Consider the following 25,121-nt stretch of genomic DNA (forward strand, 5'->3'; position numbering starts at 1 on the left):
AGCATAAAAGGCAGATTATATTGATAGCGATAAATATTAGGAGATAATGTATAATTGTAATTATGGATACGAAATAACAAATAATAGGAAGAAAATCAGCAAAGTTAATCTTTGAGGGTTACTATAGGAGGAAAACAGAAATGAAACCAACAATTTTATTAATAAATTTCAAAGATCAGCAGAAACTTCGTAAATTGAAAATGGCATTACTGCCATTCAAAATCCGCTTAAAAACAGTGGAATCTCAGGATTACTGTCAGCCGATCGGATATCTGGCAGGTTTGAAGGAGATTGGGAAGGTGGAGACTGCGTCAACAGGAATTTTGTCAGCATTGATACCGCAGGAACAGATGGAAAAGGAAATGCTGATCCTTGCAGGAATCACCGGGAATTTATTTGACCAGGTGCTCTACACATTGCGAAAAGCAGGAACACCGGTGGATTATAAGGCAGTTCTGACAGAGCATAATCAGAACTGGAACTGTATGCAGCTTTATAAAGAACTGGAGAAGGAACATCAAATGTATCATCCGGAAACGGGGAAATAAGGAGAGACTATGACATTAACACAGATGAATTACATCATCACAATTTCAGAAACAGGTTCATTAAACAAAGCCGCCGAGGCATTATATATTTCCCAGCCATCGTTAACCAATGCTGTAAAAGAGCTGGAGAAGGAACTCGGAATCACCATCTTCAACCGCAGCGGCCGAGGTGTAACTCTGACCAATGACGGTACAGAATTTCTGATGTACGCCCGTCAGATTTATGGTCAATACGAGAGTGTTCTGGAGAAATACAGCGAGGGCGGTTCTTATAAGAAGAAATTCGGTGTTTCTACTCAGCATTATTCTTTTGCAGTAAAGGCATTCGTGGATATGGCGCAGGGATTTGATATGTCGGAATATGAATTTGCCATCAGAGAGACAAAGACAGCAGATGTGATCAGTGATGTCAGTACTATGAAGAGTGAGGTTGGTGTGCTTTACCTGAGTGATTTTAACCGTAAAGCATTGCTGAAACTTCTTCATTCAGCGAATCTGGAATTTCATCATCTTATAGACTGTCAGGCTTATGTATATTTATGGAAAAATCACCCGTTAGCGAAAGAGAAATCAATCAGTTACAGCCAGCTTGAGAAATATCCGTGCCTGTCCTTTGAGCAGGGAGAAAAAGGCAATTTCTATCTGGCGGAGGAGATTTTGTCTACGAACGAATACACCAGAACAGTCAAAGCTTCAGACCGTGCAACGATGCTGAATCTGATGGTTGGTTTAAATGGATATACTCTGTGCTCAGGAATTATCTGTGAAGAATTAAATGGCAGTGATTATCTGGCAATCCCGTTCGAGGGCGATGAGCAGAACCAGAACAGTGACATGGAAATCGGATATATAACCAGGAAGAATTCTATTCTCAGTAATATGGGGAAACTGTATGTATCTTCTTTGCAGAAATATCTGGAGCAGAATGCAATTTCGGAGTGATCAGTAACTATTCGGAACATCTGATTCCGATTCTGTTGTATATTGCTGGACATACAATCATAAGGAGAAAACAATGAGTCAGAAAAAAGTACAGATAAAAAAGACTCTTGGTCAGCAAACCGAGGATCAGCTAATGAAGTACATCTTAGATAATCAGATTGCAATTGGTGAGAAAATTCCAAATGAATTTGAGCTTGCTGGGATATTTGATGTAGGAAGAAGTACAATTCGTGAGGCTGTGAAGGGGCTGGTAAGCCGTGGGATTCTGGAAGTGCGGCGTGGAGACGGAACTTATGTAATCAGCACAGTTTATATGGAGAATGATGTTCTGGGATTTGGGCAGATAAAAGACAGATATCAGCTGGCATTAGATCTTTTTGATGTCCGTCTGATGATTGAACCGGAGATTGTCACATGGGCATGTAGAAAGGCAACGAAGGAACAGATTGCAAAACTTCGTGAATTATGTAATGAAGTTGAGATGCTATACAAGCAAGGGCATAATCATATCCAGAAAGATATAGAATTCCATAGTTATCTGGCAAAACTCAGTGGAAATATGGTAGTAGAGCGTCTGATTCCTGTAATCAATACATCAGTTGTGATATTTGCCAATATCACATACAGAAGTCTGATGCAGGAAACCCTGGAAACACACAGGGCAATTGTTAACTCTATTGAACATAAAGATCCTGTAGGGGCAAAATGTGCCATGAATATGCACCTGACCTATAACCGGCAGGTAATCATGGAACTTCTGGAAAAAAAGAAAAAAGTAAGAAAAAATCATGAACCAGATGATATATAAGTACATCTGCTATTAATCAATCAAACAAGAATAATGTAAATACATCAGATGTATTGAACGTTATAAAAACGTTTTTTAATGAAAGATAGTAAAAATATACAAAAAACAGGCGGTGAATAAGGAAAAATCACCGCCTGTTTTTGTCGTTTTGCAGAAAAAATATATATATACGTCATATGTATTGAAAGCTGAAAATCCAATTGTTATAGTGTAGCCATGATCAAGCAAGGCGCCGGAAATATAAAAATAGTTACAACACATGCCTATGGTTTCAGGTCTTTCACAGTTGCAGCTTGCAACACTTACTATCGCGATTGCAGCAGGAGGAACAGCCTTCAGCCATGTAAATGACTCTGGTTTCTGGCTTTCCAAATCTTTATTTGAAGTTGATGAAAAGACAAATCTGAAAACATGGACAGTGATGGAAACGATTGTTGGTTTAGTAGGAATTGTTGGAGCAACGATCGTATGGTTTATCGTTTCATAATAAAAAATTACCATATATATATTTTAGCACATGTTTGAAAAATGCTCTGGTTATTTCGAAAATGATGTATTGGTGTACTAACGTTACTGTTCACACACCACTATCCCGCGAGGTGTTTTGGCATAAATATGCCAAAATCCCGAGACATACAAGCCAAAATTCCATTGCCGTAGGCAATCTGGAATGAATTTTGGCTACGTTACTGAGAACGGAGTGAACAGTAACGTATCAACAAGTTGATTTCTCGAATAATCTTACGTCTAAATTGCTTAGCAGGAGGAAAAATCATGAATTTAAAAAGTCAGGAAATGCGTAAATTAGCGCCGGAATTAGACCCATTAAGAATCGGAACAGGATGGAAAAAGGAAGATCTTGGGAAACCGCAGATTATGGTTGAAAGCACTTATGGTGACAGTCATCCGGGAAGCGGACATTTAAATATATTGGTAGAAGAAGTCAGAAAAGGTGTTGCAGAAGCCGGAGGCTTTGGAGCGCGTTACTTCTGTACTGATATCTGCGACGGGGAAAGTCAGGGAACAGATGGAATTAATTACAGTCTGGCAAGCCGGGAAATGATTGCAAATATGATAGAGATTCATGCCAATGCGACTCCATTTGATGCAGGTGTCTATCTTTCCAGCTGTGATAAAGGAATGCCGGGAAATCTGATTGGGCTGGCAAGAGTCAATATTCCAGCCGTTGTTGTTCCTGGTGGAACAATGAATGCCGGACCAGAGATGCTTACTCTTGAACAGCTTGGTATGTACAGCGCGAAATATGAGAGAGGCGAAATTGATGAGGCAAAGCTGGACTGGGCTAAATGTAATGCATGTCCAAGCTGTGGAGCATGCTCTTTTATCGGAACTGCATCAACCATGCAGATTATGGCAGAAGCGTTAGGACTTGCACTTCCGGGAAGCGCATTAATGCCGGCAGCCAGCCCGGATCTTCTGGCATATGCAAGAGAGGCCGGAAGACAGGCGGTGAAATTGGCGCAGACAGAGAATATGCGTCCAAGTGATATTGTGACAATGGAAAGTTTTGAAAATGCAATTCTGGTTCACGCAGCAATTTCAGGAAGTACAAACTGTCTTCTCCATATTCCGGCAATCGCACATGAGTTTGGAATAGAAATTACAGGAGATACTTTTGACCGCCTTCACAGAAATGCAAGATATCTGTTAGATGTTCGTCCGGCTGGAAGATGGCCCGCAGAATGCTTCTATTATGCAGGAGGAGTTCCGGCCATCATGGAAGAAATTAAAGAACATCTGCATCTTGATGTAATGACGGTAACAGGAAAGACTCTTGGTGAAAATCTTGATGATCTGAAAAAGAACGGATTTTATGAGAAATGTGATAAATGGCTGCAGGAATTTAATCAGAGATATGGTATTAAAATTTCAAAAGAAGATATTATCCGTCCATATGACAAAGCCATTGGAACAGATGGAAGTATTGCAGTATTAAGAGGTAATCTTGCGCCTGAAGGTGCTGTTATCAAACATACGGCGTGTCCGAAAGAAATGTTCAAGTCGGTTCTTCGTGCGAGACCATTTGACAGTGAGGAAGAATGTCTGGATGCGGTTCTGAAACATAAAGTTCAGAAAGGTGATGCTGTCTTTATCCGTTATGAAGGACCAAAAGGAAGCGGAATGCCGGAAATGTTTTATACATCTGAGGCAATCAGCAGTGATAAAGAATTAGGAAAAAGTATCGCTCTGATCACAGATGGAAGATTCTCAGGAGCTTCAACAGGTCCGGTGATCGGACATTGCAGCCCTGAGGCAGTAGATGGCGGTCCTATCGCTCTGGTAGAAGAAGGCGATCTGATTGAAATTGATGTAATGGAGCGAAAACTGAATATCATTGGAATTGCCGGAGAGCGTAAAACAGCAGAAGAGATTGATGAGATACTAAAAGAGAGACGCAAAAACTGGAGACCAAGAGAGCCGAAATATAGAAAAGGAGTTTTGAGATTATTCAGCCAGCATGCGGCAAGTCCGATGAAGGGTGCATATCTGGAATATTAATCAAATGGGATATGAGAAAAGGAATTGACTATGTATCAGGAAGAAAATAGAAAACAAAGATTTATAACAATGGGTGAAATTATGCTGCGTCTGACTCCTCCTGACTGTGAAAAAATCCGGACGGCAGATTGTTTTGAAGCGAGATATGGAGGAAGTGAGGCGAATGTGGCATTGTCTCTGGCAAATCTTGGGATAGACAGCTCATACTTTACGGTTGTACCGGATAATAGCCTTGGAAAAAGTGCGATAAGAATGATGAAAAGTAATGATGTTGACTGTACACCTGTAATTTTCAGTACATCTGAAGAAACTCCGACACATAGATTAGGAACATATTATCTGGAGACTGGATATGGGATTCGTCCAAGTAAGGTTATTTATGACAGAAAACACAGTGCTTTTGATGAGTATGATTTTACTAAGGTCGATCTGGAAAAATTACTGGATGGCTATACCTGGCTGCATCTAAGTGGGATTACCCCTGCTTTGGGAGAGCGTTGCAGAAAAATGATCATGGACTGTCTGAAAATTGCAAAAAAGAATGGAATCACCGTCAGCTTTGATGGGAATTTCAGAAGTACATTATGGAGCTGGGAAGAGGCAAGAGAATTCTGTACAGCGTGTCTTCCGTATGTCGACGTTTTGATGGGAATAGAACCATATCACTTATGGAAAGACGAAAATAATTACAGTGCAGGAGACGTGAAGGATGATATCCCATTTCAGCCAGATTTAGAACAGCAAGAGGTAGTCTTCAATGCATTTGTTAAAAGATATCCGAATCTGAAATGTATTGCCAGACATGTACGATATTCTCCAAGCTGTAGTGAAAACAGTCTGAAAGCATACCTGTGGTATGAGGGAAAGACTTATGAGAGCAGAAAACTGACATTTAATATTCTGGATCGTGTTGGCGGTGGTGATGCGTTTGTAAGTGGAGTTATTTACGCACTTATGCAGAAATTTACTCCGGAAGATACCGTAAATTTCGGAGTGGCCAGCAGTGCAATCAAGCATACACTTCATGGAGATGGAAACATTACCGATGATGTTTCACTGATCCGTCATGTGATGCAGATGAATTTTGATATAAAAAGATAAAGGGGCAGAGATTATGAAAACAATAGAAGAACAGTTTCAGAAATTAGGAGTAGTGCCGGTTGTTGTTCTGGAAGATAAAAAAGATGCGATTCCTTTAGCAAAGGCTCTGTCTGAGGGCGGACTTCCATGTGCGGAAGTAACATTCCGTACAGACGCAGCGGCAGAAAGTATTCGTCTGATATCAGAAACATATCCGGATATGCTGGTAGGAGCGGGAACTGTACTGACTACAGAACAGGTAGATCTTGCAGTGAAATCTGGTGCAAAATTTATTGTAAGTCCAGGGTTTGACCCGGAAATCGTGGATTATTGTCTGAAAAAAAACATTCCGGTATTTCCTGGATGTATTTCCCCCTCAGAGGTTGCCCAGGCTGTAAAAAGAGGATTGAAAGTGGTTAAATTTTTTCCGGCAGAACAGGCTGGCGGAATTGCCATGATAAAGGCAATGGCAGCACCATACCAGAACCTTAAATTTATGCCGACAGGAGGAATAAATATCGGAAATTTGAAAGACTATTTATCCTGTGATAAGATTCTGTGCTGTGGCGGAAGCTGGATGGTAAAAGGAGATATGATCAGAAACGGTGAATTTGATCAGATTCAGGTTATGGTAAAAGAAGCAAAGGAATTAGCGGATGAGATTCGCTTTAAATAAAATATATTAAAAATATTGGAGCCTTAGCTTTGGCTCTGATGTTATAAAATGTCGAAATAAGGAAAAACTCTCGTTTATGGAATATATGATATGCGAGAGTTTTTTGTTTGGCTGTTGAGAACAGTTATGAGTGAACAATAATCTTGTTTACTTTAACCGAATCAGCTGCGAAGCAGGTATTAAGTGACTTTTATATTCTTCTGTTATAGAATAAAAGTAATGATGTTAGGGTCAAAAGGCATTTTGCCCCTAACTTGATATCTACGAATTGCTCCGCTGCAAAGCAGCTCCCGCAATTCTCAAAGTAATTATTGAGGTAAAAGGATATCTTATTATAGATATACAAGCAGGAGGAAATCAAAATGGGGTTACAATGCAATGATGAGATGCAGGAAGATGTAATGTCGGAAACAGATATTATAGAAGCAAAGGAACAAGTATCCAGTGTCATTTTTGAGCATCAGGAGCAGGAAATTCCTCATAATCCTTATGATCAGGAATTGCGCGAAATGGATAGTATTCGACGTGGTGATGTGGAAATGCTTAAACACAGTATGTCGGAAACCTATCGCGGGGAAATTGGGCAGCTGGCCAGAAATCCAGTCCGGCAGGCGAAGAATGTTGCTATCTGTGTTATCACCCTTGCTTCCCGTGCTGCTATCGATGGTGGAATGGTTCCGGAAGAGGCATTTTCTATGGTGGATGGATATATTTTAAAGATTGAGGACATGAATAATGCAGTAAAGATTAATTCCATGATGCGTCAGGCAGAATATGAGTTTGCAGAGCGTGTGGCAGAAATTAATAAGAACCAGCACAAAAATGAGCTGGTCGAACGGACAAAGAATTATATTTATCAGAATCTTCACAGTGAAATCGTAATAGGAGAAATCGGGCAGAAAATAGGAGTAAATACCAGCTACCTATCGGATCTTTTTCATAAGATTGAAGGGATTACCATACAGCAATATATCCGTAAAGAAAAAATACGTCTTGCCGAAAATATGCTTCGTTATTCTGATTATGAAGTAAAAGAGATTGCAAATTATCTTTCTTTCTGCTCACAGAGTTATTTCGGGAATATTTTCCGTAAGCAGACAGGAATGACACCTGCCAGATACAGAAAGAAATATGGAAAATGGAAAGAACAAAAATAAATGATATTCACCTAAAATAGATGATAGAATAATCCGCACGACTTGGTTAATATAAGGTTCATAAGAGATATCATTGTAAGTAATGAAATAGATAAATCATTACTGGATATAAAAAATACCCGTAAATATATTATAGCAGTGATGAATTTATAAGAGCTTTTTATAAATCAACAGTTAACCAAATATTAACAGGAGGATATTATTATAATGAAGGAACTTCTTTTCGGAGCGGCATATTATGATGAATATATGCCATATGACCGTCTGCAGCAGGATGTTGCAATGATGAAAAAAGCAGGAATCAATACAGTGAGAATTGCGGAGTCTACATGGAGTACCTGTGAGCCGCAGGAGGGTACGTTTGACTTTTCTCATGTAGAACGTGTAATGGACGCAATGGAAGAGGCAGGAATCAATGTCATCATTGGAACTCCTACTTATGCGATTCCTACATGGATGGTGAAATCTCATCCGGATGTAATGGCAGAGACTGTAAAGGGCAGAGGTATTTACGGAGCCCGTCAGATCATGGACATCACTCATCCGGTATATCGTTTCTATGCAGAGCGTGTGATCCGTAAATTAATGGAGTGTACCGCACACAGAAAATGCGTTATTGGTTTTCAGGTAGACAATGAAACCAAATACTACGGAACAGCTGGAAAGAATGTGCAGGAGAAATTTGTGAAATATCTCCGCAGGAAATTTAATAATGATCTGGATGTCATGAATCATGAATTTGGTCTGGATTACTGGAGTAACCGTATCAATGCATGGGAGGATTTCCCAGACGTGAGAGGAACTATCAATGGAAGTCTTGGTGCGGAATTTGAGAAGTTCCAGAGAACGTTGGTAGATGAGTTTTTAAGCTGGCAGGCAGATATTGTAAATGAATACCGCAGAGAAGATCAGTTTATTACTCATAATTTTGACTTTGAATGGAGGGGATATTCCTATGGAGTACAGCCGGATGTAAACCATTATCATGCAGCGAAGGCACTGACGATTGCAGGCACAGATATTTATCATCCCACACAGGATGACCTGACAGGGGCAGAGATTGCATTTGGCGGTGATATGACACGTTCTTTGAAGAGAGATAACTACCTTGTTCTGGAAACAGAAGCACAGGGTTATCCGGGATGGACTCCTTATAAAGGACAGCTCAGACTTCAGGCATACAGTCATCTGGCAAGCGGTGCAAACAGTGTGATGTACTGGCACTGGCATTCTATCCATAATTCTTTTGAGACATACTGGAGAGGACTTCTCAGCCATGACATGCAGGAGAATGCACCATATCGTGAAGCCTGCATCATCGGAAACGAATTCTCCAGGCTTGGAAGCCATCTGGTAAATCTGAAGAAGAAAAATGATGTTGCCATTCTTGTAAGTAATGAGGCATTAACAGCTCTTAAATGGTTTGGAATTGAAGCAACTGCAGCAGGAGATAACGGCATTGGATATAATGATGTTGTCCGCTGGCTTTATGATGCGCTGTTTAAGATGAATATTGAGTGTGATTTTGTATGGCCGGAATCAGACAATCTGGATCAGTATAAAGCGATCTTTGTCCCGGCACTCTATGCTGCACCGGATGAACTGCTGGAAAAACTGAAACAGTACACAGCAAATGGCGGTACACTGGTGGCAACATTTAAGACCGCATTTGCAAATGAGAATGTTAAAGTAAGCCATGAAATGCAGCCGCATATTCTGAGTAACTGTTTCGGTATCAGCTACCAGCAGTTCACTTTCCCGAAGAATACAGGACTGTCAGGAAGTATTATCAATGGAACTGCAAAAGGAGCAGATGAAAAATCAGAAGCGAAAATATTCATGGAATTATTAATGCCTCAGGAAGCAGAAGTACTTGCGTTCTATGACCATTATAATTGGAAAGAATATGCAGCAATCACTAAGAATCATTATGAAAAAGGAACTGCCATCTACATTGGTTGCATGACAGATGACAACACTTTAAAAGCAGTGATCACAGAAGCACTTAGGAGCGTTGAGGTAGAGCTTCCGGAATACAGATGGCCGGTGATCGTAAGAAAAGGAACCAACGATCTGGGAAAATGTGTCAGATATATCCTGAACTATTCCGCAGAAGAACAGAAAGTTTCTTATTATGGCAAAAATGGTACAGAGTTGTTATCAGGAGAATCTGTACAGGATGGAGAAAGCATCACGGTTTCACCATGGAATATAAAAATTGTTGAAGAAGCATAAGATATAGGTAATGTAAAACACAGGGAGATTTTTCTTATAGATATTCCTGTGTTTTATATTGCCTTTAAATATTGATATTATATTGTGCAAAAACTATAAAAGAAAAAAATTAACAAATGAATGACAAAATAACAAACAAAAAGGACATAATTCTTTCTTTAAATGAAGGTGAAAATTGATAAAATATTCTTATAGAAAACACAGAGATATATACAAATATCACAATCAGGGAGGAAAGAAATAAGATGAAAAAATTTACAGTGTGTTTACTGATCGGTGCAATGGCTGCAAGTATGCTTACCGGCTGTGGAAGCAATGGTGGAAGTTCTGATTCTTCAGACTCAAAAGCAGACAGCAGTTCAGAAACAATGACTATTATGATGAACGGTTCTGATTCAGATGCATTTATGGAAGGATACCGTAAGATCGTTGATGGATTTAATGAGTCCAACGAGTATGGAGTAAAGGTAGAAATTCAGAACATAACCAACGCTGACTATAAGACAAAACTGACAACAATGATGGCTTCTGACTCTGAAACAGATATTATCTTTACATGGGAACTTGGATATCTTGAAAACTTTGTAAATGGTGATAAGATCGTCAGCCTTCAGAAATATCTGGATGAAGACGAGGACTGGAAAAATAGTTTCAATGGAGGTATTTTAGAGCCTTTAACATATGATGGCGAAGTATATGCAATCCCAACTCAGCAGAGTACAGCTATCATGTATTATAACAAAGCAATTTTTGATAAATATGGTCTTGAAGTTCCGACTACATATGATGAGTATGTGCAGGTATGCGACACATTAAAAGAAAATGGAGTTACACCTGTTGCATTAGCTTCTACAGCGGATGATGCATGGCTTGTATCTCAGTATATCCAGCAGCTGAGTGATGGAATTAAAGGCGAGGATTTATTCAACTCTATAAAAGACGGCACAGGAAAATGGAACGATGAAGGTATGGTTGAAGCTGGTAAAATGTTCCAGGAAGAAGTTAATAAAGGATATTTCGAAGATGGATTTACCGGAGTATCAAGAGAAGAGGCACAGTTACAATTTGCAAATGGACAGACAGCAATGTACTTCAACGGATGTTGGGAAATCTCCAATCTGGATAAGAAAGAGAATGCTGCTGAAGCAGAAAATATTAGTTGCTTCTTAATGCCGGCAGTAAATGAAGAATATGCAGGTGTAGAAGTTGGCTCTGTTGATACTTCTTATGCGATTACTAAGAACTGCAAGAATGTAGATGCTGCAGTAGCGCTGTTAAAATATATGACAAACGAAGAATCAACTTCTTTATTACTTTATGATTATGGACGTTTCCCAAGTACAAACATTGATATCGACGATTCAAAATTAACACCGCTGTGTGCAGATTTCGCAAATCTTCTGGGAGATGCAAAGGCACAGACGCCATGGTTTGACCGTGTAGATACTGATCTTGGAAATGAATTTAACAATACAGCAATTGGAATTGCAAACGGTGATGATGTGCAGGAAGCATTTGATACCCTGCAGTCTTATGCAGAAAGCAAGAGTAAATAAACAGATTGTTAAATAAATTGGCGGAACCTGAGATTTTACATTGGGTTCCGCTTGTTAAAAGGGAGAGTTGTCTATGAATAAAGTAATGGGTAATAAGAAAACCATAGCACTTTTTGTATTGCCTGCATTTATTATTTATGCGATCTTTGCATTAGCTCCTATTTTTTATAATGTATATCTTTCATTATTTGATACAGACCTGATGTCAAAGATGAACTTTGTAGGAATCAAAAATTATCTGAGTCTTTTCAGTGATAAAACATTTAAACATGCATTTGGAAATAATATTCTGATGGTTGTCGGATCTTTGGTGGCACATATGCCATTAGCAATGTTCTTTGGTAATGCAATCTTCAAAAAAATCAAAGGTGCATCATTTTTCCAGACTGTATTTTTCCTTCCATGCGTAATCTGTGGTGTAGCAGTTGGTCTTACATGGACATTCATTTACAATGGTAATTATGGTCTGCTCAATGGTTTCTTAAAAGCAATCGGACTTGGTGGTCTGCAGCAGATGTGGCTGGCTAACAAAGAAACGGCAATGCTTTGTATCATTATTGTTATTATGTGGCAGTATGTTGGTTATCATATGGTAATTCAGTTGGCTGCAATGAGAAATATTGATTCTTCTTTCTATGAGGCTGCTGAGATTGATGGTGCTACAGGCTGGCAGCAGTTTAAGTACATCACATTTCCGCTTATCAAACCAATCCTGAAAATTGACGCGGTTCTGATTATTACAGGTTCTCTGAAATATTACGATCTGGTTGCTGTTATGACTTCAGGTGGACCAAACCATGCAACAGAGGTTATGTCTACATATATGTATTATCAGTCATTTAATATTCTGAATTATGGATATGCCAGTGCAATCGGTGTTGTTTTAATGTTACTGTGTATGTTATCTGTAGGAATTTCCAACAGAGTATTCAAGACAGACGAAACAGTGTAGGAGGTGTTGGGAAATGAAGAGAAGTACCTCAGAAAATATATGGCTCGTTATTAAATATGTATCGCTGATCGGGTTTACGATTCTTTGTATCTACCCTCTTGTATGGTTGTTTTTGTCATCATTTAAAACGAATGCTGAATTGTATACGAATACATGGGGATTACCGGAACAGTGGTCAATGACAAACTATGTAAATGCAGTTGTAAAAGGTGGTGTATTCAGATACTTTGGAAACTCAGTTATTATTGCTGTTTCTGCGGTTCTGGTTACTGTAATCCTTGCAACAATGGCATCTTATGCAATTGCCAGAATGCATTGGAAGCTTGCAAACCTTACACATAGTATTTTCCTTTTAGGAATGATGATTCCTATTTGTGCTCTGGTAATTCCTCTGTTCTCTATTTTTAAGGGGATGGGGCTTCTGGATACACATCTTGCTGTTATTATTCCGCAGATTGCTGTAGGATTTCCGATGGCCATTTTCATTATCTGCGGATTTATGAGAAGTATTCCTACAGAACTTGAAGAGGCAGCAATTATTGACGGATGTACGGTATTTCAGTGCTTCTTTAAGATTATCCTGCCAATAGCAAAATCTTCAGTTGTAACAGTTGCAGTCGTTCAGTTTATCAATGTGTGGAATGATCTTCTGTTGCCGAGAATTTTCCTCACGGACAGTTCAAAAATGACGCTGCCGGTAGGACTTACCAACTTCCAGGCGATGTATTCTACAGATTATGTAGGTATGATCGCGGCAGTTATTATTACAATTATTCCTAGCATTGTAGTTTATATTTTATTACATAAGCAAATTATGGAAGGTATGGTTGCAGGTGCTGTAAAAGGATGATATGATTCAGAAAAAAGAAATCACTGCTTCTTATATGGGGCAGTGATTCTTTGAATCAGGAAAAGGTGGTAATGTTATGAATTTGTTGATTGCAGATGATGAGGCTGTAATTCGCAGGGGACTGCTGAGTCTTGACTGGAAATCAATAGGAATTACAGATGTGTATTCGGTTGCAAATGGAGTAGAAGCGAAAGAACTTTTATTGAGCACATCGATCGATCTGGTTATTTTTGATATCAGAATGCCCGGTTTCAGTGGACTGGAACTGGCGCAGATGGTGAAAGAACGGTCTATGGATGTGGCCGTTGTACTTTTATCTGGATTTTCAGAATTTGAATATGCAAGATCGGCAATGCGATATGGTGTATATGAATATCTGCTTAAACCGGTTTCTCCAAATGAACTGATGGAAACAATGCATAACGTTATGCACCGTCTGGAACAGAAAAGATTTGAACAGAAGTTATTAAGCCAGAAGGATGAATTTGGGGAAAAGCATGATGCGGTATCGCAGGTAAACAGTCTTTTTGTACAGTCATCCGGTGCAATCAAATCGATTCTGACTGATATCGCGCAGAATTATGAGCAGAATATTTCTTTGGCAGATCTGGCTGAGAAGTATCATTTTTCAGAGAGTTATATTTCACGTAAGATTAAGAAAGAAACAGGCTATACTTTTGTGGATATTCTAAACGGGATTCGTCTGATGTGTGCTGCGAGTCTTCTTAAAACAGGTGAAAAGATAAGCGATGTGTGTGAAAAAACAGGATTTAATGACCAGCATTATTTTTCACAATTGTTTAAGAAAACATTTGGATGTACACCGTCGAATTACAGAAGTGAAAGCGGAGAAACTTTCTCGGGGCTTTATGAAATTCTGAACAGTAAAGCTGGAAATGGAAAGTGATATGGCAAGACAAAATAAATTAAAGAAAACAGGTGGCTTAAAAACAAATGGCGGTCTGATGAACAAAATTTTTAAAGTTTATATGCTGTTAATGTTCATTTCCTGTATGGTTCTTTTGATTGTTTTTGGAATTCGTTTTTCGAGCGTTTATAATTCACAGGCAAAATCTCATATGAATGATGTTACTGCAGCTACGGAAACAAGAATAGAAGAAAGAATCAGCCAGATAGATCAACTTTCTGTGTCAATTCTGATCAATAACAGTGTGCAGAAGAATTTAAAATCAATTAATCATCAAAAGGTTATGGAACCGGAGAAAACATCTTTTCAGATTGAAAAAACAGCGATTTCCAGAGATATTCGAGGAAGTATTTTTAATATTCCAGGTATTGTATCAGCCAGAATATATTCTTCTGATGGTGTGGAAATTGTAATAGGAACTTCCGGTAAAAAGATGAAAGCCGATGATATCACAAGAGAAAAGATATATGCAAAAAACGGAGGTGCATTATGGGCAGACGATGAAGAAAACGGGATGGTTGGCCTGTATCGCGCAATCTTAAGTGTTGACGATTTTAAGCCTATTGGATATATGGTTATTGAATGTAAAAATTCATACTTCAGTGAGAAGCTTCGATCTGTTCCGAGTACTTATAAAAACCGTTTTTATCTTTTGAATAATGAGATGGATATTATTGTATCCAGTGAAGAAAATATGCAGGGAATTTCTTTTCCACTGAAGACCAGAGATTTTAAGAGAGTAAAAATTGTCAGAGATCCCAGTACTGAGAAGAATAGCTATTTCACATATCAGTATATGAACAATGGATGGCTTTTGGTTTCTACTATCAACGTAGGGCAGTTGTGGAAGAATATAGGAATTGCCCTTCTGAGTGTACTTCTTACGTTTGGAATCGTGCTTCTGGTGTCTCTGGTAATAATGAGACATGCCGCCAGAGTTATGGTAAAACCGACAAAGAAGCTAGTGGATAGTATGACAGCATATCAGGAAGGAAATTTTGATTCCCGATTCGAGGTGGAAAATCAGGATGAAATCAACCAGATTGGTATGGTTTATAACCAGATGGCGGATAAGGTACAGAATCTGATAGAGAAGAATTATACGCTGGAAATTGCAAACAGAGAGGCTGAAATTGAATTTCTGAAAATGCAAATCAACCCTCATTTTTTGTATAACTGTCTGGATACGATAAGCTGGCTTGGTTTTTCAAATGGAAACAGTGAAATAACGGATCTGGCAGTTGCTTTGGGAAAATTTCTCCGGGCAAGTATCAAAAGGGAAGACTATTATACGGTAAAACAGGAAATGGAGGTTGTAGATAACTATTTATTTATCCAGAAATACAGGTTTGGAGACAAAATAGAGATCAGACATAATATTCCTGATGAAGTGCTGAATTTCTATATACCAAGCTTTATCATTCAGCCGGTTATAGAAAACAGTATTGTACATGGTCTGGAAGAACAGATTGAAAAAGGAATCCTGTGGATCAACATTCAGCTATGTAATAACAAATATCTTCAGTTTAATCTGACGGATAATGGAAAAGGCATGGATGAAGAGCAGTTAAAACAGGTCATTCAGAATTATAGTGATAAAAACAAAAAAAGCAGTATTGGATTGAGTAATGTATATCGAAGGTTGAATTTGCTATATGGAGAAGCATGTGAATTTCATGTGACAAGTGTAGCGGGAGAAGGAACAGAGGTGACTTTCAGGATTCCTGTAATGCAGGTACCTGGCAATCATACTCTGAATGAAACATAAATGTTTAGTGGAGGACATGACAATGAATGCAAAACAGAACTACAAATGGAACGAACTGACAATGGGAACCTGTTATTATCCGGAACACTGGGATAAGAAACTCTGGGCAGATGATCTTGACAGAATGAAGAAGACCGGAATTTCTGTGATCCGTATTGCAGAGTTTGCATGGAGCAAAGTAGAGCCGGAGGAAGGTGTTTTTACCTATGATTTCTTTGATGAATTTCTGGACCTATGCAGTGAAAAGCAGATGAAAGTTATCTTCGGAACACCTACAGCAACTCCTCCTGCATGGCTGACAGAGAAATATCCGGAAGTCTTAAATGCACGGAAAGATGGTGTGCTTCTCAGACATGGAGGAAGAAGACATTATAATTATAACTCACCGGTTTATCAGAGACTTTGTGCAAGGGTTGTGGAGAGAGAAGCTGCTCATTATGCGAAACATCCGGCAATCGTGGGATGGCAGATTGATAATGAAATCAACTGTGAAGTGGATGAGTTTTATTCAGAGGCAGATTCTGTTGCATTTCGTGAATTTCTCAGAAAACAGTATGGAACTCTGGAGAAATTAAATGAAGCATGGGGAACTACCTTCTGGAATCAGACTTATACAGCATGGGATCAGATTTATGTTCTGCGCCCGGTTTTAACTCGGGGAATTAATCCTCATCAGCATCTGGATTATATCAGATTTATTTCAGAGAGTGCCCGTCATTTCTGTAAAATGCAGGCAGAGATTATCAAAAAATATGTAAAACCGGGAGACTATATCACAACAAATGGTAAATTCTGGAATCTCGACAATCATAAAATGGAGAAAGAGTCTCTTGATGTTTATTGCTATGATTCTTATCCGGATTTTGCATTTGGTCTGGATCGCGATCCGCTACACAGTGATGATCTGAATGATCGTAAATGGTCCCATAATCTCGCAGAGGTACGTTCTATTTGCCCTCATTTTGGAATTATGGAACAGCAGTCCGGTGGAAATGGTTGGACAACCAGAATGGAAGCACCGTCTCCGCGTCCGGGACAGTTAACTCTCTGGGCAATGCAGAGTGTAGCTCACGGTGCTGATTATATTTCTTTCTTTCGCTGGAGAACCTGTACATTTGGTACAGAAATCTACTGGCATGGAATTCTGGATTATGATAATCGCGAGAATCGTAAATACAGAGAGGTTCAGGATTTCTATAAGAAGTTAAAAGCAATTGACGGTGTATGCAATTCAGAATATAAAGCAGCATTTGCAATTGTTAAAGATTACGATAATGAATGGGATACTTCTGTAGATACATGGCACAACAGAGTAGCAGGAGCAAGCGAGCAGGGAATCTTTAAAGCTGCTCAGCTGACACATACACCATATGACATTGTATATCTGCAGGAGGACAGCGAACTTACAGATCTGACGAAATATCCGGTACTGTTTTATGCACATCCGGTTCTGATCAGTGAAGAACGCGTGAAACTTCTGAAAGAATATGTTGAGCAGGGCGGAACATTGGTTATCGGATGCCGTTCGGGTTATAAAGATATGAATGGTAAATGTGTGATGCTTCCACAGCCGGGGTTGCTGGCAGAACTTACCGGTACAGATGTACGTGATTTTACATTTACAAGTCCTGCAGAAGACGAGGTATTTGCAGAGTTTAGCGATAAGAAAATTCCAATGCCAGTATTTAATGATATTATTACACCGCTGGAAGGCACAAAAACACTGGCCGTCTATGGAAACAGCTATTATGAAGGAAATCCTGCGCTTACCTGCCATGCAGTTGGCAAAGGACAGGTATTACATCTGGGGGCAACTTTCAATAAGGAAAATACTGAAGCATTGTTTGATTATCTGAAGATTAAAGAGCCATTTAAAGAATATATTGAAGCTCCGGAAACAGCGGAAGTGATTATGCGTGAGAAGGATGGAGAGAAATACATTTTTGTATTAAACTACCAGGCTGAAAAGATTGAATATACACTTCAGAAACCAATGATTGCACTTTATGATAAAACAGAAGCAACAGGAAGATGTACACTTCCTGCATTTGGAACTGCTGTGTATAAAGTAATAGAATAAAAAGTATTTCGAGAGTTACCGAAAGAATATAAAGACGGGGACTGACTAAAAACTGCTATAGAAACAAGAATGATATATTTGGCTTGTTATTCAAAGAAACATATATCAGGAAATGTTTGATATAGCAGTTTTTATTTGTCTGTATATATGGCAGAAAGGATAATCTTGGTAATTTTTATCAGGCAGTTTTTTTGATAGATTATTCCCCGAGTAATTTCACATAACGTGCCTGATGATGAACGGCAGGGAGAAATACATTTAAAATATCATCTGTCTTTATACGGAGGCTGGAAGTGTTGATACATGGATGGCAGCCAAGATAAGCCTGGTTCAAAAGATCTTCATCAATCAGGAGTTGTACCTTATTGTCCTTGTCGTTCATCAGTCCCATAACGCTTACAGAACCCGGAGTGATATCCAGTAATTCTTCCATATGTTTCTCGTTGGCAAAGGAGAGCCGGGCGGTGTTTATCTGAGAGGAGAGTTCTTTTGTTTTAAATTTCTTGTCTCCTGGCATCAGCAGGAGATAGAAGTCTGTCTCCTGTCTGTTGCACAGGAAGAGGTTCTTGCACATATGTGTTCCGAATAATGCGTCTATATCCTGGCATGCTTCAATAGTCATGGCTACCTCATGATCTACCCGGTCATAGGAGACGCCAAGAGAGTCTAATAAATCATAAACACGTATTTCTTTTTCTAATCGCCCGGCGTTGCTGGCAGGACGTCCATGTAATAATTCCATTTTTTGATTCCTTTCGAGTGATTATAAATGTAAAAGCATTGTTTTGAATATATCTGCAGGCATTGTAGCACAGAGGTTTATAAAAAACAATATAATGGATGGGAAGGGTATTAAAAAGAGTTCTTCTGCTGTTAGCATAAATTAAGTTTGCGAAGCAAACGATACTCCTTGGACTTTGCACAAGGAGGTTCATATTTCCTGCATCGCGTAGCGTGTTACCGGGCACGGAGTGAACAGTAATGATAATCTAAAAAATAAATTGGTTTTATTGTTTATGAAATTGACAATAAGATGTATAAGGTTTTATAATACAAATAACGTTATTTGTGAGAAGGATAAGAAGGAAATTTGGCAGAAAGGAAAAGAAAAATGTTTGATTTTAAGCAGTGTTATCAACAAATTCTAAACTTGATACAATCGTATCATGAAATAAATTCCCGATGCAATGAATTATTCATAGAAAATGAACAATATGAACGTCAGAAAAATGAACTTTTTGCCCGTTTTGGAAACAGGTACGGTAAGGTTGGAGCCGGAGAGGCAAAGATATATACGGAACAGGAACTGACTCAGTTAAGACTCGAACTTGCCAACAGTGGTGGATTATGGTCATTGCTTAAAAGTATGCTTGGATTTGGAAAAAGCCAAAGAGACGTTTATCAGGAATTAATGGGAAAATTGAACGGGCTTTTGAATTTTATGCAAAATCAGATAGAAAACTGCCAGAATGAGTCTACATCAATTTTATATAAACTTGATCAGATTTCTGACCAGTATTGCATTGCGTATAAAAACGTGAAGTGCTATGGCGGATGTTCTTCGGATTCCGACTGGACGAATTATACCGTACCAGACACTCTGGAAAACGAAAGAATCTTTCTTGGAGATTTTCTGAAACCTCTGGTAACAGAAGAGGAGAGAGAAGAACTGGAAGAACTTGACGGAAAAAAAGTGCTCTTTGATTCCTGCCGTGAGGGAGAATATCTTGCTGTTCCATGGGGATTTATGTTATCTGCACCTGTACAGATCTGTATTGATTATAAAAGCAGGACATCAGCAGGAGCGAGGCAGATGCTTCAATCGGTGATTTATCAGATGTTGAGAAGTACTCCCAGATATTATATGGAACTGCATTTTATGGATGCTGTTACATCTGGAAATGATTTTAGGGATTTTATCCGTCTTCAGCGTGTAAAGAAAACAGATGTTGTCTTGTTGAATAAAAAGGTGACAAGTGGAAACTATCAGTTAGTACATTCTTACTTGAAGAAGGAAGATATCAGCACGGGATTGAGCAGTCTGGTACAGAGAATGACTGCTGTGATCAATGAGAAAGCTTCTTGCACAACGGTGACTGAGTATAATATGCAGCATGGAATGGAATCATGGATTCCATATCAGGTGGTTGTTGCACAGAATCTTCATGAAGGATATTCAGATACAGATTTAAAAAATCTTCAATATCTGATCGAAAATGGAAGAACACTTGGTATTTTTGTAATCATTCTGAATAATGAAGATCGCTGGGAACAGGAAAATACAGATGTTGGGAAGAAGGGATTTGAAGGCTGCTTTTCTTCAGAGGCGCTTCAAAATCTGATTCGGGTTAAGATGGGGGCAAATAGTTCCTGGATTTCATCAAAAGGATCTACCAACGCTTTTCAACACTGGCATACAGGAAATTCACATTTAGAGTTTATTGAAAAAATTGTAGCGGAGCTTTCAAGCGAAATAAAATTAGATAATGAATTCCAGCGTGTTTTTGATATCAGTAGTCCTTTTGGACAAATGGATTCTACGAACGGTTTACATATCCCATTTGCTATCGACCAGAGAGGAAAAATTCTGTCATATTCACTTGGACAGGCTTTGAATGCGCATGGCCTGATCTGTGGTGGAACCGGATCTGGAAAGAGTTCACTGCTTCATATGCTCATCAGCTCTGTCGTAATGAACTATAGACCAGAGGATGTGGAACTTTGGCTGGCTGATTATAAAATTACAGAGTTTTACTCTTATAAAACAAATACACCGCCTCATATTCGGTTTATCGGTCTCTCTAAGACTTCGGATTTTTCCTATGCTTTCATGGATAAAATCGTGGAAGAAATGAATCGTCGGCAGAATATTATTGCACAGGCAGATTATCAATATAAAATGGGTGGTGGAAAAAGTAATATCACTTCTTTCACAGATTACAGAAAAGTATATGGAAAAAATGCCATGACAAGGCTTCTGGTAATTGTGGATGAATTTCATGTAATGAGTCAGCATGCGCAGTTAGAACCGGATTATAAGATAAAATTAGAAAATATTTTATCAGAAGCCAGAGCCCTGGGAATTATTCTTCTGTTATCTGATCAGGCAATCGTAGACGGACTACGAGGATTGTCTGATAAGGGAAAAAAGCAGATTAAAGCAAGAATCGCACTTGCTAATTATATGGATGAATTGAAAGAAACTCTGAATGTAAATGATAATGACCAGCTTCGGTCTTTTGCACATATGAAGGTTGGAGAAGTTGCGGTTCAGACTGTGCAGGAGAATGAAGATAGAGAAGAAGTGGCTACTATCGAGCGTGCGACTGCAATTTATATTAATGGTACCTGTCGTTACAATGTGAATGAGAAAGCAAGGGAAGTTTACAATGCATCTGATTATGAAGCAGATGTTTTTGATGAACGTGTAGTAGATGCAATGAAACCGGATGAAATTGATGAGTGGGAGAGACAGTGTCTTCCATCGCACAGGGATGGAAGCAAAGATATGCAGATCTATCTTGGAAGACCGGTAGACTTAGAATTTGCTCTCCATTTTCCACTGTTGCAGAGAAAGGGTAACAATATGATGTGTGTTTCCGGAACAGAAGAGCAGCAAATGCGGATTTTAAGTGCAGTTATCCGAAGTTTTTGCCGGCAGCCAGATTTTTCGGTCAGAGTTCTCGCGGATCCATATGCAAGTGTATATAAAGAATATAAACCAGAGATTATGGAAATGGCAAAAAATATGCCGGAAATCACAGTGGAAGATAATCTGGAAGATGTTTGCCGGGAAATATATGATTTGCTGGAATTGTTGAAAAACAGAGGCAACCGAAAGAAATATCTGGTTGTATGGCTGGGGCTGGATGCAATGGCGGATATACTTGCAGATGAGAAAAGAAAGGCCCCGGTGCTTTCGAAGAAACCAGAAATTAGCATAGATAAAGAAAATGCAGATCAGGAGGAAGAATCAGCTGATATCAATGATCCGGCATTAAGTGAGTTTGAGGCATTGTTTGGAAGTTCTGATTTGTTGTCTGGTATTTCAGATGAGGAAGATGACACAGAGAATGATGAGGAGCTGACAGAAATACAGAATTCTTATCTGTATGATGCGCGTTCTGATATTGCAAAGATTATTCATCTGGGACCTACCTGTAATGTCTTTAATCTGGTTATATATGATTCTGCAACAGCATTACGGGATTTTAGAGATATAAAAACATTGGATTTCAATCATAAAATAGCATTTCCTATGAGTGACTATGAGGCGGGGGAATTCCTCGAGCAGTCGAGACTGATCAGGGAACTTGCACCACATCTGGGATACTATCACAATGGAAGAAAAGGAAAACGTTTTATACCTTATAAACTATAGATTGCTGAGAAAGATGGAGGATAAAGATATGGTAGATATTGATCTTGAATCGGTCATCAGATTTTGCCAGAAGTTTGATAAGGAATATCTGGATGTTCTTAACAGTAATGCGAAAAAATTAAAAATAGCGGCGGCGAGTGCTTCAGCGACTCTTGGAAGTACGGGAATGGCAACAAAAGCTTCAGCAAAACTGGAAATTGTTGCAGATGCTCTTTATAAAGCGTCAATGGCAGGAGAAGAACGGATCAGAGAACTGGAAAGAAAAGCACAGAATGAATTGGAACATAAAAATCACATAGAAGAAATGTTCCGGTAAACAGGGAGGAATATCATGGAAGGAAAAGTATTTGGAAGTTCAGGAGATGTTCGGTCACTAGCGAGGGTCGTTAAGCTGTGTATGGATACAATTTCACAGAACAATGACAGTGCAAAGGTAATGCTTTCCGCTATCGAGGGTTCAGAGTCTGACCGTGTTTATCAGCAGGCACAGGAAATTGTGGATTATGTATCCAAAGCAGTTGAGCTGGGCGAAGAGCCATTGGAAACAGTTGTTATTGCTTTGAATCAGTATGCAGATCTTTTGGAGTCTCATGGTAAGTAATGGAGAAGAAAAATGGCAGACGGTATTCTGAAATCTGATCCAGATGAAATATGGAATTATTACATTTCGCTGAATAAAAACAGAGAGTATATCGAAGATGCGATAAAAGATATAGAACGAGCATTTAATTCCCAGCAGGACCGGATCACACAGAAAAGATCCTATGTGATGGATAAACAGACAGAGTGGAAAAGGGAACGGAATTTCCTTATGGATAAAAGGAGTCAGGCAAAAGATGAAAAAGAGTTGAACGAAATTCAGTGCAAAATAGAAGCAGCCCAGAGAAAATTAAAAAAACTGGAGCAGCAGGAAGAAGAACTTTGTTTTCTCAGTAAAAAAATTCCTGAGTACCTGCAAAAAATAAAATATGCAGAAAAAAGGTGTTTTCGATCTATTTCGGGCGCGAAGAGAATATTGAATGCATACCTGAAAATGATAGAGATTCATACTGTTCAGACAAATCTGCAAGAGTATGGATACAGTGGTACGCCTGGCAGATATGGTGTGATGAATTACAGAAATACGACATTTTATTGCGATGGAAGTGCTTTTGCTCCTACATCTGATAATATTTCCCGTATGGAGTGTGGAAACGCACCTGTCGGATATGATGGAAAGCCTGTGGAGTTGCACCATATGATTCAGTCAGAAAACGGAGGAATCATTGAGATACCAGGAAGCAGACATAAAGCAGATCATAAAACCTTACATATCAATACTGCAGATATTCCGTCCGGCATTAACCGGCAGGGTTTTCAAGTATTGAGAACTGCCTACTGGAAACGCAGGGCCGAGATTTTAAAGAAGGAAATGGGGCACGGGATATGAAGACAGAAGTTGTTTCTTATGTCAGAAGAAAAGTGAAAGAAGATTTTGAGAAGTGTTGCTGGGAAGATGGTGTTGGAAAGAAATTTGAGGAGATCAGTATGAGGGAAATGTTGCAATCGTTAGATGAGCTTGAGGATGAACTTGAGGAAACAAGAAAGTTCTTCAGAAACGTGGAAAACATTCTTACATCTTTAAAATTACAATAGTTCCAAGAAAAAATTCCTGAAAAAATTCTTCCGAAAAGAGATTTTTGCAAAAAAAGGGAATTCGAAAGAGGAGTGAAGAAGATGAAAACAGTACAGGGGATATACAGGCAATATCAGCTGGTAGAAAAAACCAAAAGAAAAGACTTGGATGGAGTTGTATATCTTGTAGCCGGGGAAAGGAATCTCTGGGTAAAATTGCTAAAGGATAAATCGTCAACTAAAAGAGAGCAGATAAATAGTCTGATCTGTCAGGGACAATCGACAGGTTTTGAAAGGCCGCTGGAAATTGTGACAAATGAAAAAGGAGCTTTTGCAGGATATACTTTCCATGGACCGGATATGGAAATTATTCCGGAAAAGAGCAAGGAATCCTATACTGAACAGAAACATCTGCCCCAATTTCATACTTCACAAAAAAATATATCACATTCCAACATTTTGCAGGAACAAATGCCAGGATCCAAAATCCAACAGAAACAGGTATTTAGCTCTGCTGGAATGTCAGGTGCACTTCAATGGATAATTCTGGGAGGAATCGGAGCTATATTATTTGCGGCACTGGCGTTGTTTTTGGATAAATGTTTTTTAGATTTAATCTATACAAATGTTTCAACAGTCGCGGCGACGGGATGTGCAACACTGTCGTTTGGCGGAATTTTACCGGGGATTGTTGGAATTGCCGGATTATTGTTATATCAGAAGAGCTTTGGAAGAAATATAAATTCTGTGCCTGTATATTGTATTGCGGCAATCATGGCTTTTGTAATTTTTGCGGCATTAACATATGGAATAGTTGGGGTTCTTTGTGTGTTGATCACAGGAATCTTTGGCGTGGTTCAGGCATATCAGGGAGTGATTTTATCGGCAATCGTTCTGGTTATTGTTGGAAGGGCCGTGTTTTCATCATGGAAAAAATAAAAATGAAAAAACATCTCCGGATCATAGAGTAAAAAACTCATCAAAAAATAATAAAAATTAAGAAAAGGCATGAAGATATGATGAGAA

Annotated in this window: 22 protein-coding genes; 21 read left to right on the top strand and 1 reads right to left on the bottom strand. The window is 38.9% G+C overall.

Annotation, left to right across the window (positions count from 1 at the left end; genetic code table 11):
• Positions 1–140 precede the first annotated feature (140 nt).
• From ACTNC0_RS10225 to ACTNC0_RS10295, 15 genes are all read left to right on the top strand, one after another.
• Positions 141–548, top strand: coding sequence for a DUF3783 domain-containing protein (locus ACTNC0_RS10225; protein ID WP_441087272.1), 408 nt, complete (start codon positions 141–143; stop codon positions 546–548).
• 9 nt (positions 549–557) lie between these two features.
• On the top strand, positions 558–1,490 hold the full coding sequence (locus tag ACTNC0_RS10230) for a LysR family transcriptional regulator (RefSeq protein WP_119245289.1): 933 nt from the start codon (positions 558–560) through the stop codon (positions 1,488–1,490).
• Positions 1,491–1,563: 73 nt separating this feature from the next.
• Positions 1,564–2,298 carry a FadR/GntR family transcriptional regulator gene (locus tag ACTNC0_RS10235; protein WP_008705236.1) on the top strand — a complete coding sequence of 245 codons (735 nt, stop codon included), beginning with the start codon at positions 1,564–1,566 and terminating at the stop codon, positions 2,296–2,298.
• A 259-nt stretch (positions 2,299–2,557) separates the two neighbouring features.
• Positions 2,558–2,785, top strand: coding sequence for a GntT/GntP/DsdX family permease (locus ACTNC0_RS10240; protein ID WP_118609842.1), 228 nt, complete (start codon positions 2,558–2,560; stop codon positions 2,783–2,785).
• A 287-nt stretch (positions 2,786–3,072) separates the two neighbouring features.
• The gene (gene ilvD / locus ACTNC0_RS10245) at positions 3,073–4,818 is read left to right on the top strand and encodes a dihydroxy-acid dehydratase domain-containing protein (RefSeq protein WP_177285420.1); all 1,746 of its coding nucleotides are present in this window, start codon (positions 3,073–3,075) and stop codon (positions 4,816–4,818) included.
• A 30-nt stretch (positions 4,819–4,848) separates the two neighbouring features.
• Entirely contained in the window at positions 4,849–5,919 is a 1,071-nt protein-coding gene (locus ACTNC0_RS10250; RefSeq protein ID WP_271728198.1) for a sugar kinase, read from the top strand.
• Between the two features lie 13 nt (positions 5,920–5,932).
• The gene (locus ACTNC0_RS10255; RefSeq protein WP_441087273.1) at positions 5,933–6,574 is read left to right on the top strand and encodes a bifunctional 4-hydroxy-2-oxoglutarate aldolase/2-dehydro-3-deoxy-phosphogluconate aldolase; all 642 of its coding nucleotides are present in this window, start codon (positions 5,933–5,935) and stop codon (positions 6,572–6,574) included.
• Positions 6,575–6,936: 362 nt separating this feature from the next.
• Entirely contained in the window at positions 6,937–7,731 is a 795-nt protein-coding gene (locus ACTNC0_RS10260; RefSeq protein WP_441087274.1) for a helix-turn-helix domain-containing protein, read from the top strand.
• 207 nt (positions 7,732–7,938) lie between these two features.
• On the top strand, positions 7,939–9,966 hold the full coding sequence (locus tag ACTNC0_RS10265) for a beta-galactosidase (protein ID WP_441087275.1): 2,028 nt from the start codon (positions 7,939–7,941) through the stop codon (positions 9,964–9,966).
• Between the two features lie 245 nt (positions 9,967–10,211).
• Complete coding sequence (locus ACTNC0_RS10270) at positions 10,212–11,522, top strand: ABC transporter substrate-binding protein (protein ID WP_441087276.1); 1,311 nt, start codon at positions 10,212–10,214, stop codon at positions 11,520–11,522.
• A gap of 73 nt (positions 11,523–11,595) precedes the next feature.
• Complete coding sequence (locus ACTNC0_RS10275; RefSeq protein ID WP_055152973.1) at positions 11,596–12,474, top strand: carbohydrate ABC transporter permease; 879 nt, start codon at positions 11,596–11,598, stop codon at positions 12,472–12,474.
• 13 nt (positions 12,475–12,487) lie between these two features.
• Positions 12,488–13,324, top strand: coding sequence for a carbohydrate ABC transporter permease (locus ACTNC0_RS10280; protein WP_441087277.1), 837 nt, complete (start codon positions 12,488–12,490; stop codon positions 13,322–13,324).
• 76 nt (positions 13,325–13,400) lie between these two features.
• Positions 13,401–14,231, top strand: a complete 831-nt coding sequence (locus ACTNC0_RS10285) for a response regulator transcription factor (RefSeq protein WP_008705219.1) — start codon at positions 13,401–13,403, stop codon at positions 14,229–14,231.
• Between the two features lies 1 nt (position 14,232).
• A complete protein-coding gene (locus ACTNC0_RS10290; RefSeq protein ID WP_227295813.1) occupies positions 14,233–16,020 on the top strand; it encodes a sensor histidine kinase in 1,788 nt (595 codons plus the stop codon).
• Between the two features lie 22 nt (positions 16,021–16,042).
• Entirely contained in the window at positions 16,043–18,100 is a 2,058-nt protein-coding gene (locus tag ACTNC0_RS10295) for a beta-galactosidase (RefSeq protein ID WP_441087278.1), read from the top strand.
• Positions 18,101–18,299: 199 nt separating this feature from the next.
• Here ACTNC0_RS10295 and ACTNC0_RS10300 read toward each other — a convergent pair whose 3' ends face one another.
• Positions 18,300–18,842 carry a prolyl-tRNA synthetase associated domain-containing protein gene (locus ACTNC0_RS10300; protein ID WP_441087279.1) on the bottom strand — a complete coding sequence of 181 codons (543 nt, stop codon included), beginning with the start codon at positions 18,840–18,842 and terminating at the stop codon, positions 18,300–18,302.
• 369 nt (positions 18,843–19,211) lie between these two features.
• Here ACTNC0_RS10300 and ACTNC0_RS10305 point away from each other — a divergent pair, with 369 nt between their 5' ends.
• From ACTNC0_RS10305 to ACTNC0_RS10330, 6 genes are all read left to right on the top strand, one after another.
• Positions 19,212–22,481 carry an FtsK/SpoIIIE domain-containing protein gene (locus ACTNC0_RS10305; RefSeq protein ID WP_441087280.1) on the top strand — a complete coding sequence of 1,090 codons (3,270 nt, stop codon included), beginning with the start codon at positions 19,212–19,214 and terminating at the stop codon, positions 22,479–22,481.
• Between the two features lie 28 nt (positions 22,482–22,509).
• Positions 22,510–22,797, top strand: coding sequence for a hypothetical protein (locus ACTNC0_RS10310; protein ID WP_441087281.1), 288 nt, complete (start codon positions 22,510–22,512; stop codon positions 22,795–22,797).
• A 15-nt stretch (positions 22,798–22,812) separates the two neighbouring features.
• Positions 22,813–23,082 carry a hypothetical protein gene (locus ACTNC0_RS10315; RefSeq protein ID WP_441087282.1) on the top strand — a complete coding sequence of 90 codons (270 nt, stop codon included), beginning with the start codon at positions 22,813–22,815 and terminating at the stop codon, positions 23,080–23,082.
• 12 nt (positions 23,083–23,094) lie between these two features.
• Entirely contained in the window at positions 23,095–23,910 is an 816-nt protein-coding gene (locus tag ACTNC0_RS10320; protein WP_441087283.1) for an HNH/ENDO VII family nuclease, read from the top strand.
• On the top strand, positions 23,907–24,116 hold the full coding sequence (locus ACTNC0_RS10325; protein ID WP_441087284.1) for a hypothetical protein: 210 nt from the start codon (positions 23,907–23,909) through the stop codon (positions 24,114–24,116). Before ACTNC0_RS10320 ends, ACTNC0_RS10325 begins: the two co-directional genes overlap by 4 nt.
• Before the next feature lie 81 nt (positions 24,117–24,197).
• Positions 24,198–25,034, top strand: coding sequence for a hypothetical protein (locus ACTNC0_RS10330; RefSeq protein ID WP_441087285.1), 837 nt, complete (start codon positions 24,198–24,200; stop codon positions 25,032–25,034).
• Positions 25,035–25,121: the final 87 nt, after the last annotated feature.

Source organism: Blautia sp. HCP3S3_B11 (assembly GCF_052064435.1).
GTDB lineage: Bacteria > Bacillota > Clostridia > Lachnospirales > Lachnospiraceae > Blautia_A.

Coding starts and splice junctions, on each gene's coding strand:
- ACTNC0_RS10330 (WP_441087285.1), top strand. CDS start 24,198: ATGAAAACAGTACAGGGGATATACAGGCAATATCAGCTGGTAGAAAAA.
- ilvD (WP_177285420.1), top strand. CDS start 3,073: ATGAATTTAAAAAGTCAGGAAATGCGTAAATTAGCGCCGGAATTAGAC.
- ACTNC0_RS10315 (WP_441087282.1), top strand. CDS start 22,813: ATGGAAGGAAAAGTATTTGGAAGTTCAGGAGATGTTCGGTCACTAGCG.
- ACTNC0_RS10305 (WP_441087280.1), top strand. CDS start 19,212: ATGTTTGATTTTAAGCAGTGTTATCAACAAATTCTAAACTTGATACAA.
- ACTNC0_RS10255 (WP_441087273.1), top strand. CDS start 5,933: ATGAAAACAATAGAAGAACAGTTTCAGAAATTAGGAGTAGTGCCGGTT.
- ACTNC0_RS10240 (WP_118609842.1), top strand. CDS start 2,558: ATGCCTATGGTTTCAGGTCTTTCACAGTTGCAGCTTGCAACACTTACT.
- ACTNC0_RS10285 (WP_008705219.1), top strand. CDS start 13,401: ATGAATTTGTTGATTGCAGATGATGAGGCTGTAATTCGCAGGGGACTG.
- ACTNC0_RS10280 (WP_441087277.1), top strand. CDS start 12,488: ATGAAGAGAAGTACCTCAGAAAATATATGGCTCGTTATTAAATATGTA.
- ACTNC0_RS10275 (WP_055152973.1), top strand. CDS start 11,596: ATGAATAAAGTAATGGGTAATAAGAAAACCATAGCACTTTTTGTATTG.
- ACTNC0_RS10270 (WP_441087276.1), top strand. CDS start 10,212: ATGAAAAAATTTACAGTGTGTTTACTGATCGGTGCAATGGCTGCAAGT.
- ACTNC0_RS10235 (WP_008705236.1), top strand. CDS start 1,564: ATGAGTCAGAAAAAAGTACAGATAAAAAAGACTCTTGGTCAGCAAACC.
- ACTNC0_RS10320 (WP_441087283.1), top strand. CDS start 23,095: ATGGCAGACGGTATTCTGAAATCTGATCCAGATGAAATATGGAATTAT.
- ACTNC0_RS10265 (WP_441087275.1), top strand. CDS start 7,939: ATGAAGGAACTTCTTTTCGGAGCGGCATATTATGATGAATATATGCCA.
- ACTNC0_RS10295 (WP_441087278.1), top strand. CDS start 16,043: ATGAATGCAAAACAGAACTACAAATGGAACGAACTGACAATGGGAACC.
- ACTNC0_RS10250 (WP_271728198.1), top strand. CDS start 4,849: ATGTATCAGGAAGAAAATAGAAAACAAAGATTTATAACAATGGGTGAA.
- ACTNC0_RS10225 (WP_441087272.1), top strand. CDS start 141: ATGAAACCAACAATTTTATTAATAAATTTCAAAGATCAGCAGAAACTT.
- ACTNC0_RS10300 (WP_441087279.1), bottom strand. CDS start 18,842: ATGGAATTATTACATGGACGTCCTGCCAGCAACGCCGGGCGATTAGAA.
- ACTNC0_RS10290 (WP_227295813.1), top strand. CDS start 14,233: ATGGCAAGACAAAATAAATTAAAGAAAACAGGTGGCTTAAAAACAAAT.
- ACTNC0_RS10325 (WP_441087284.1), top strand. CDS start 23,907: ATGAAGACAGAAGTTGTTTCTTATGTCAGAAGAAAAGTGAAAGAAGAT.
- ACTNC0_RS10310 (WP_441087281.1), top strand. CDS start 22,510: ATGGTAGATATTGATCTTGAATCGGTCATCAGATTTTGCCAGAAGTTT.
- ACTNC0_RS10230 (WP_119245289.1), top strand. CDS start 558: ATGACATTAACACAGATGAATTACATCATCACAATTTCAGAAACAGGT.
- ACTNC0_RS10260 (WP_441087274.1), top strand. CDS start 6,937: ATGGGGTTACAATGCAATGATGAGATGCAGGAAGATGTAATGTCGGAA.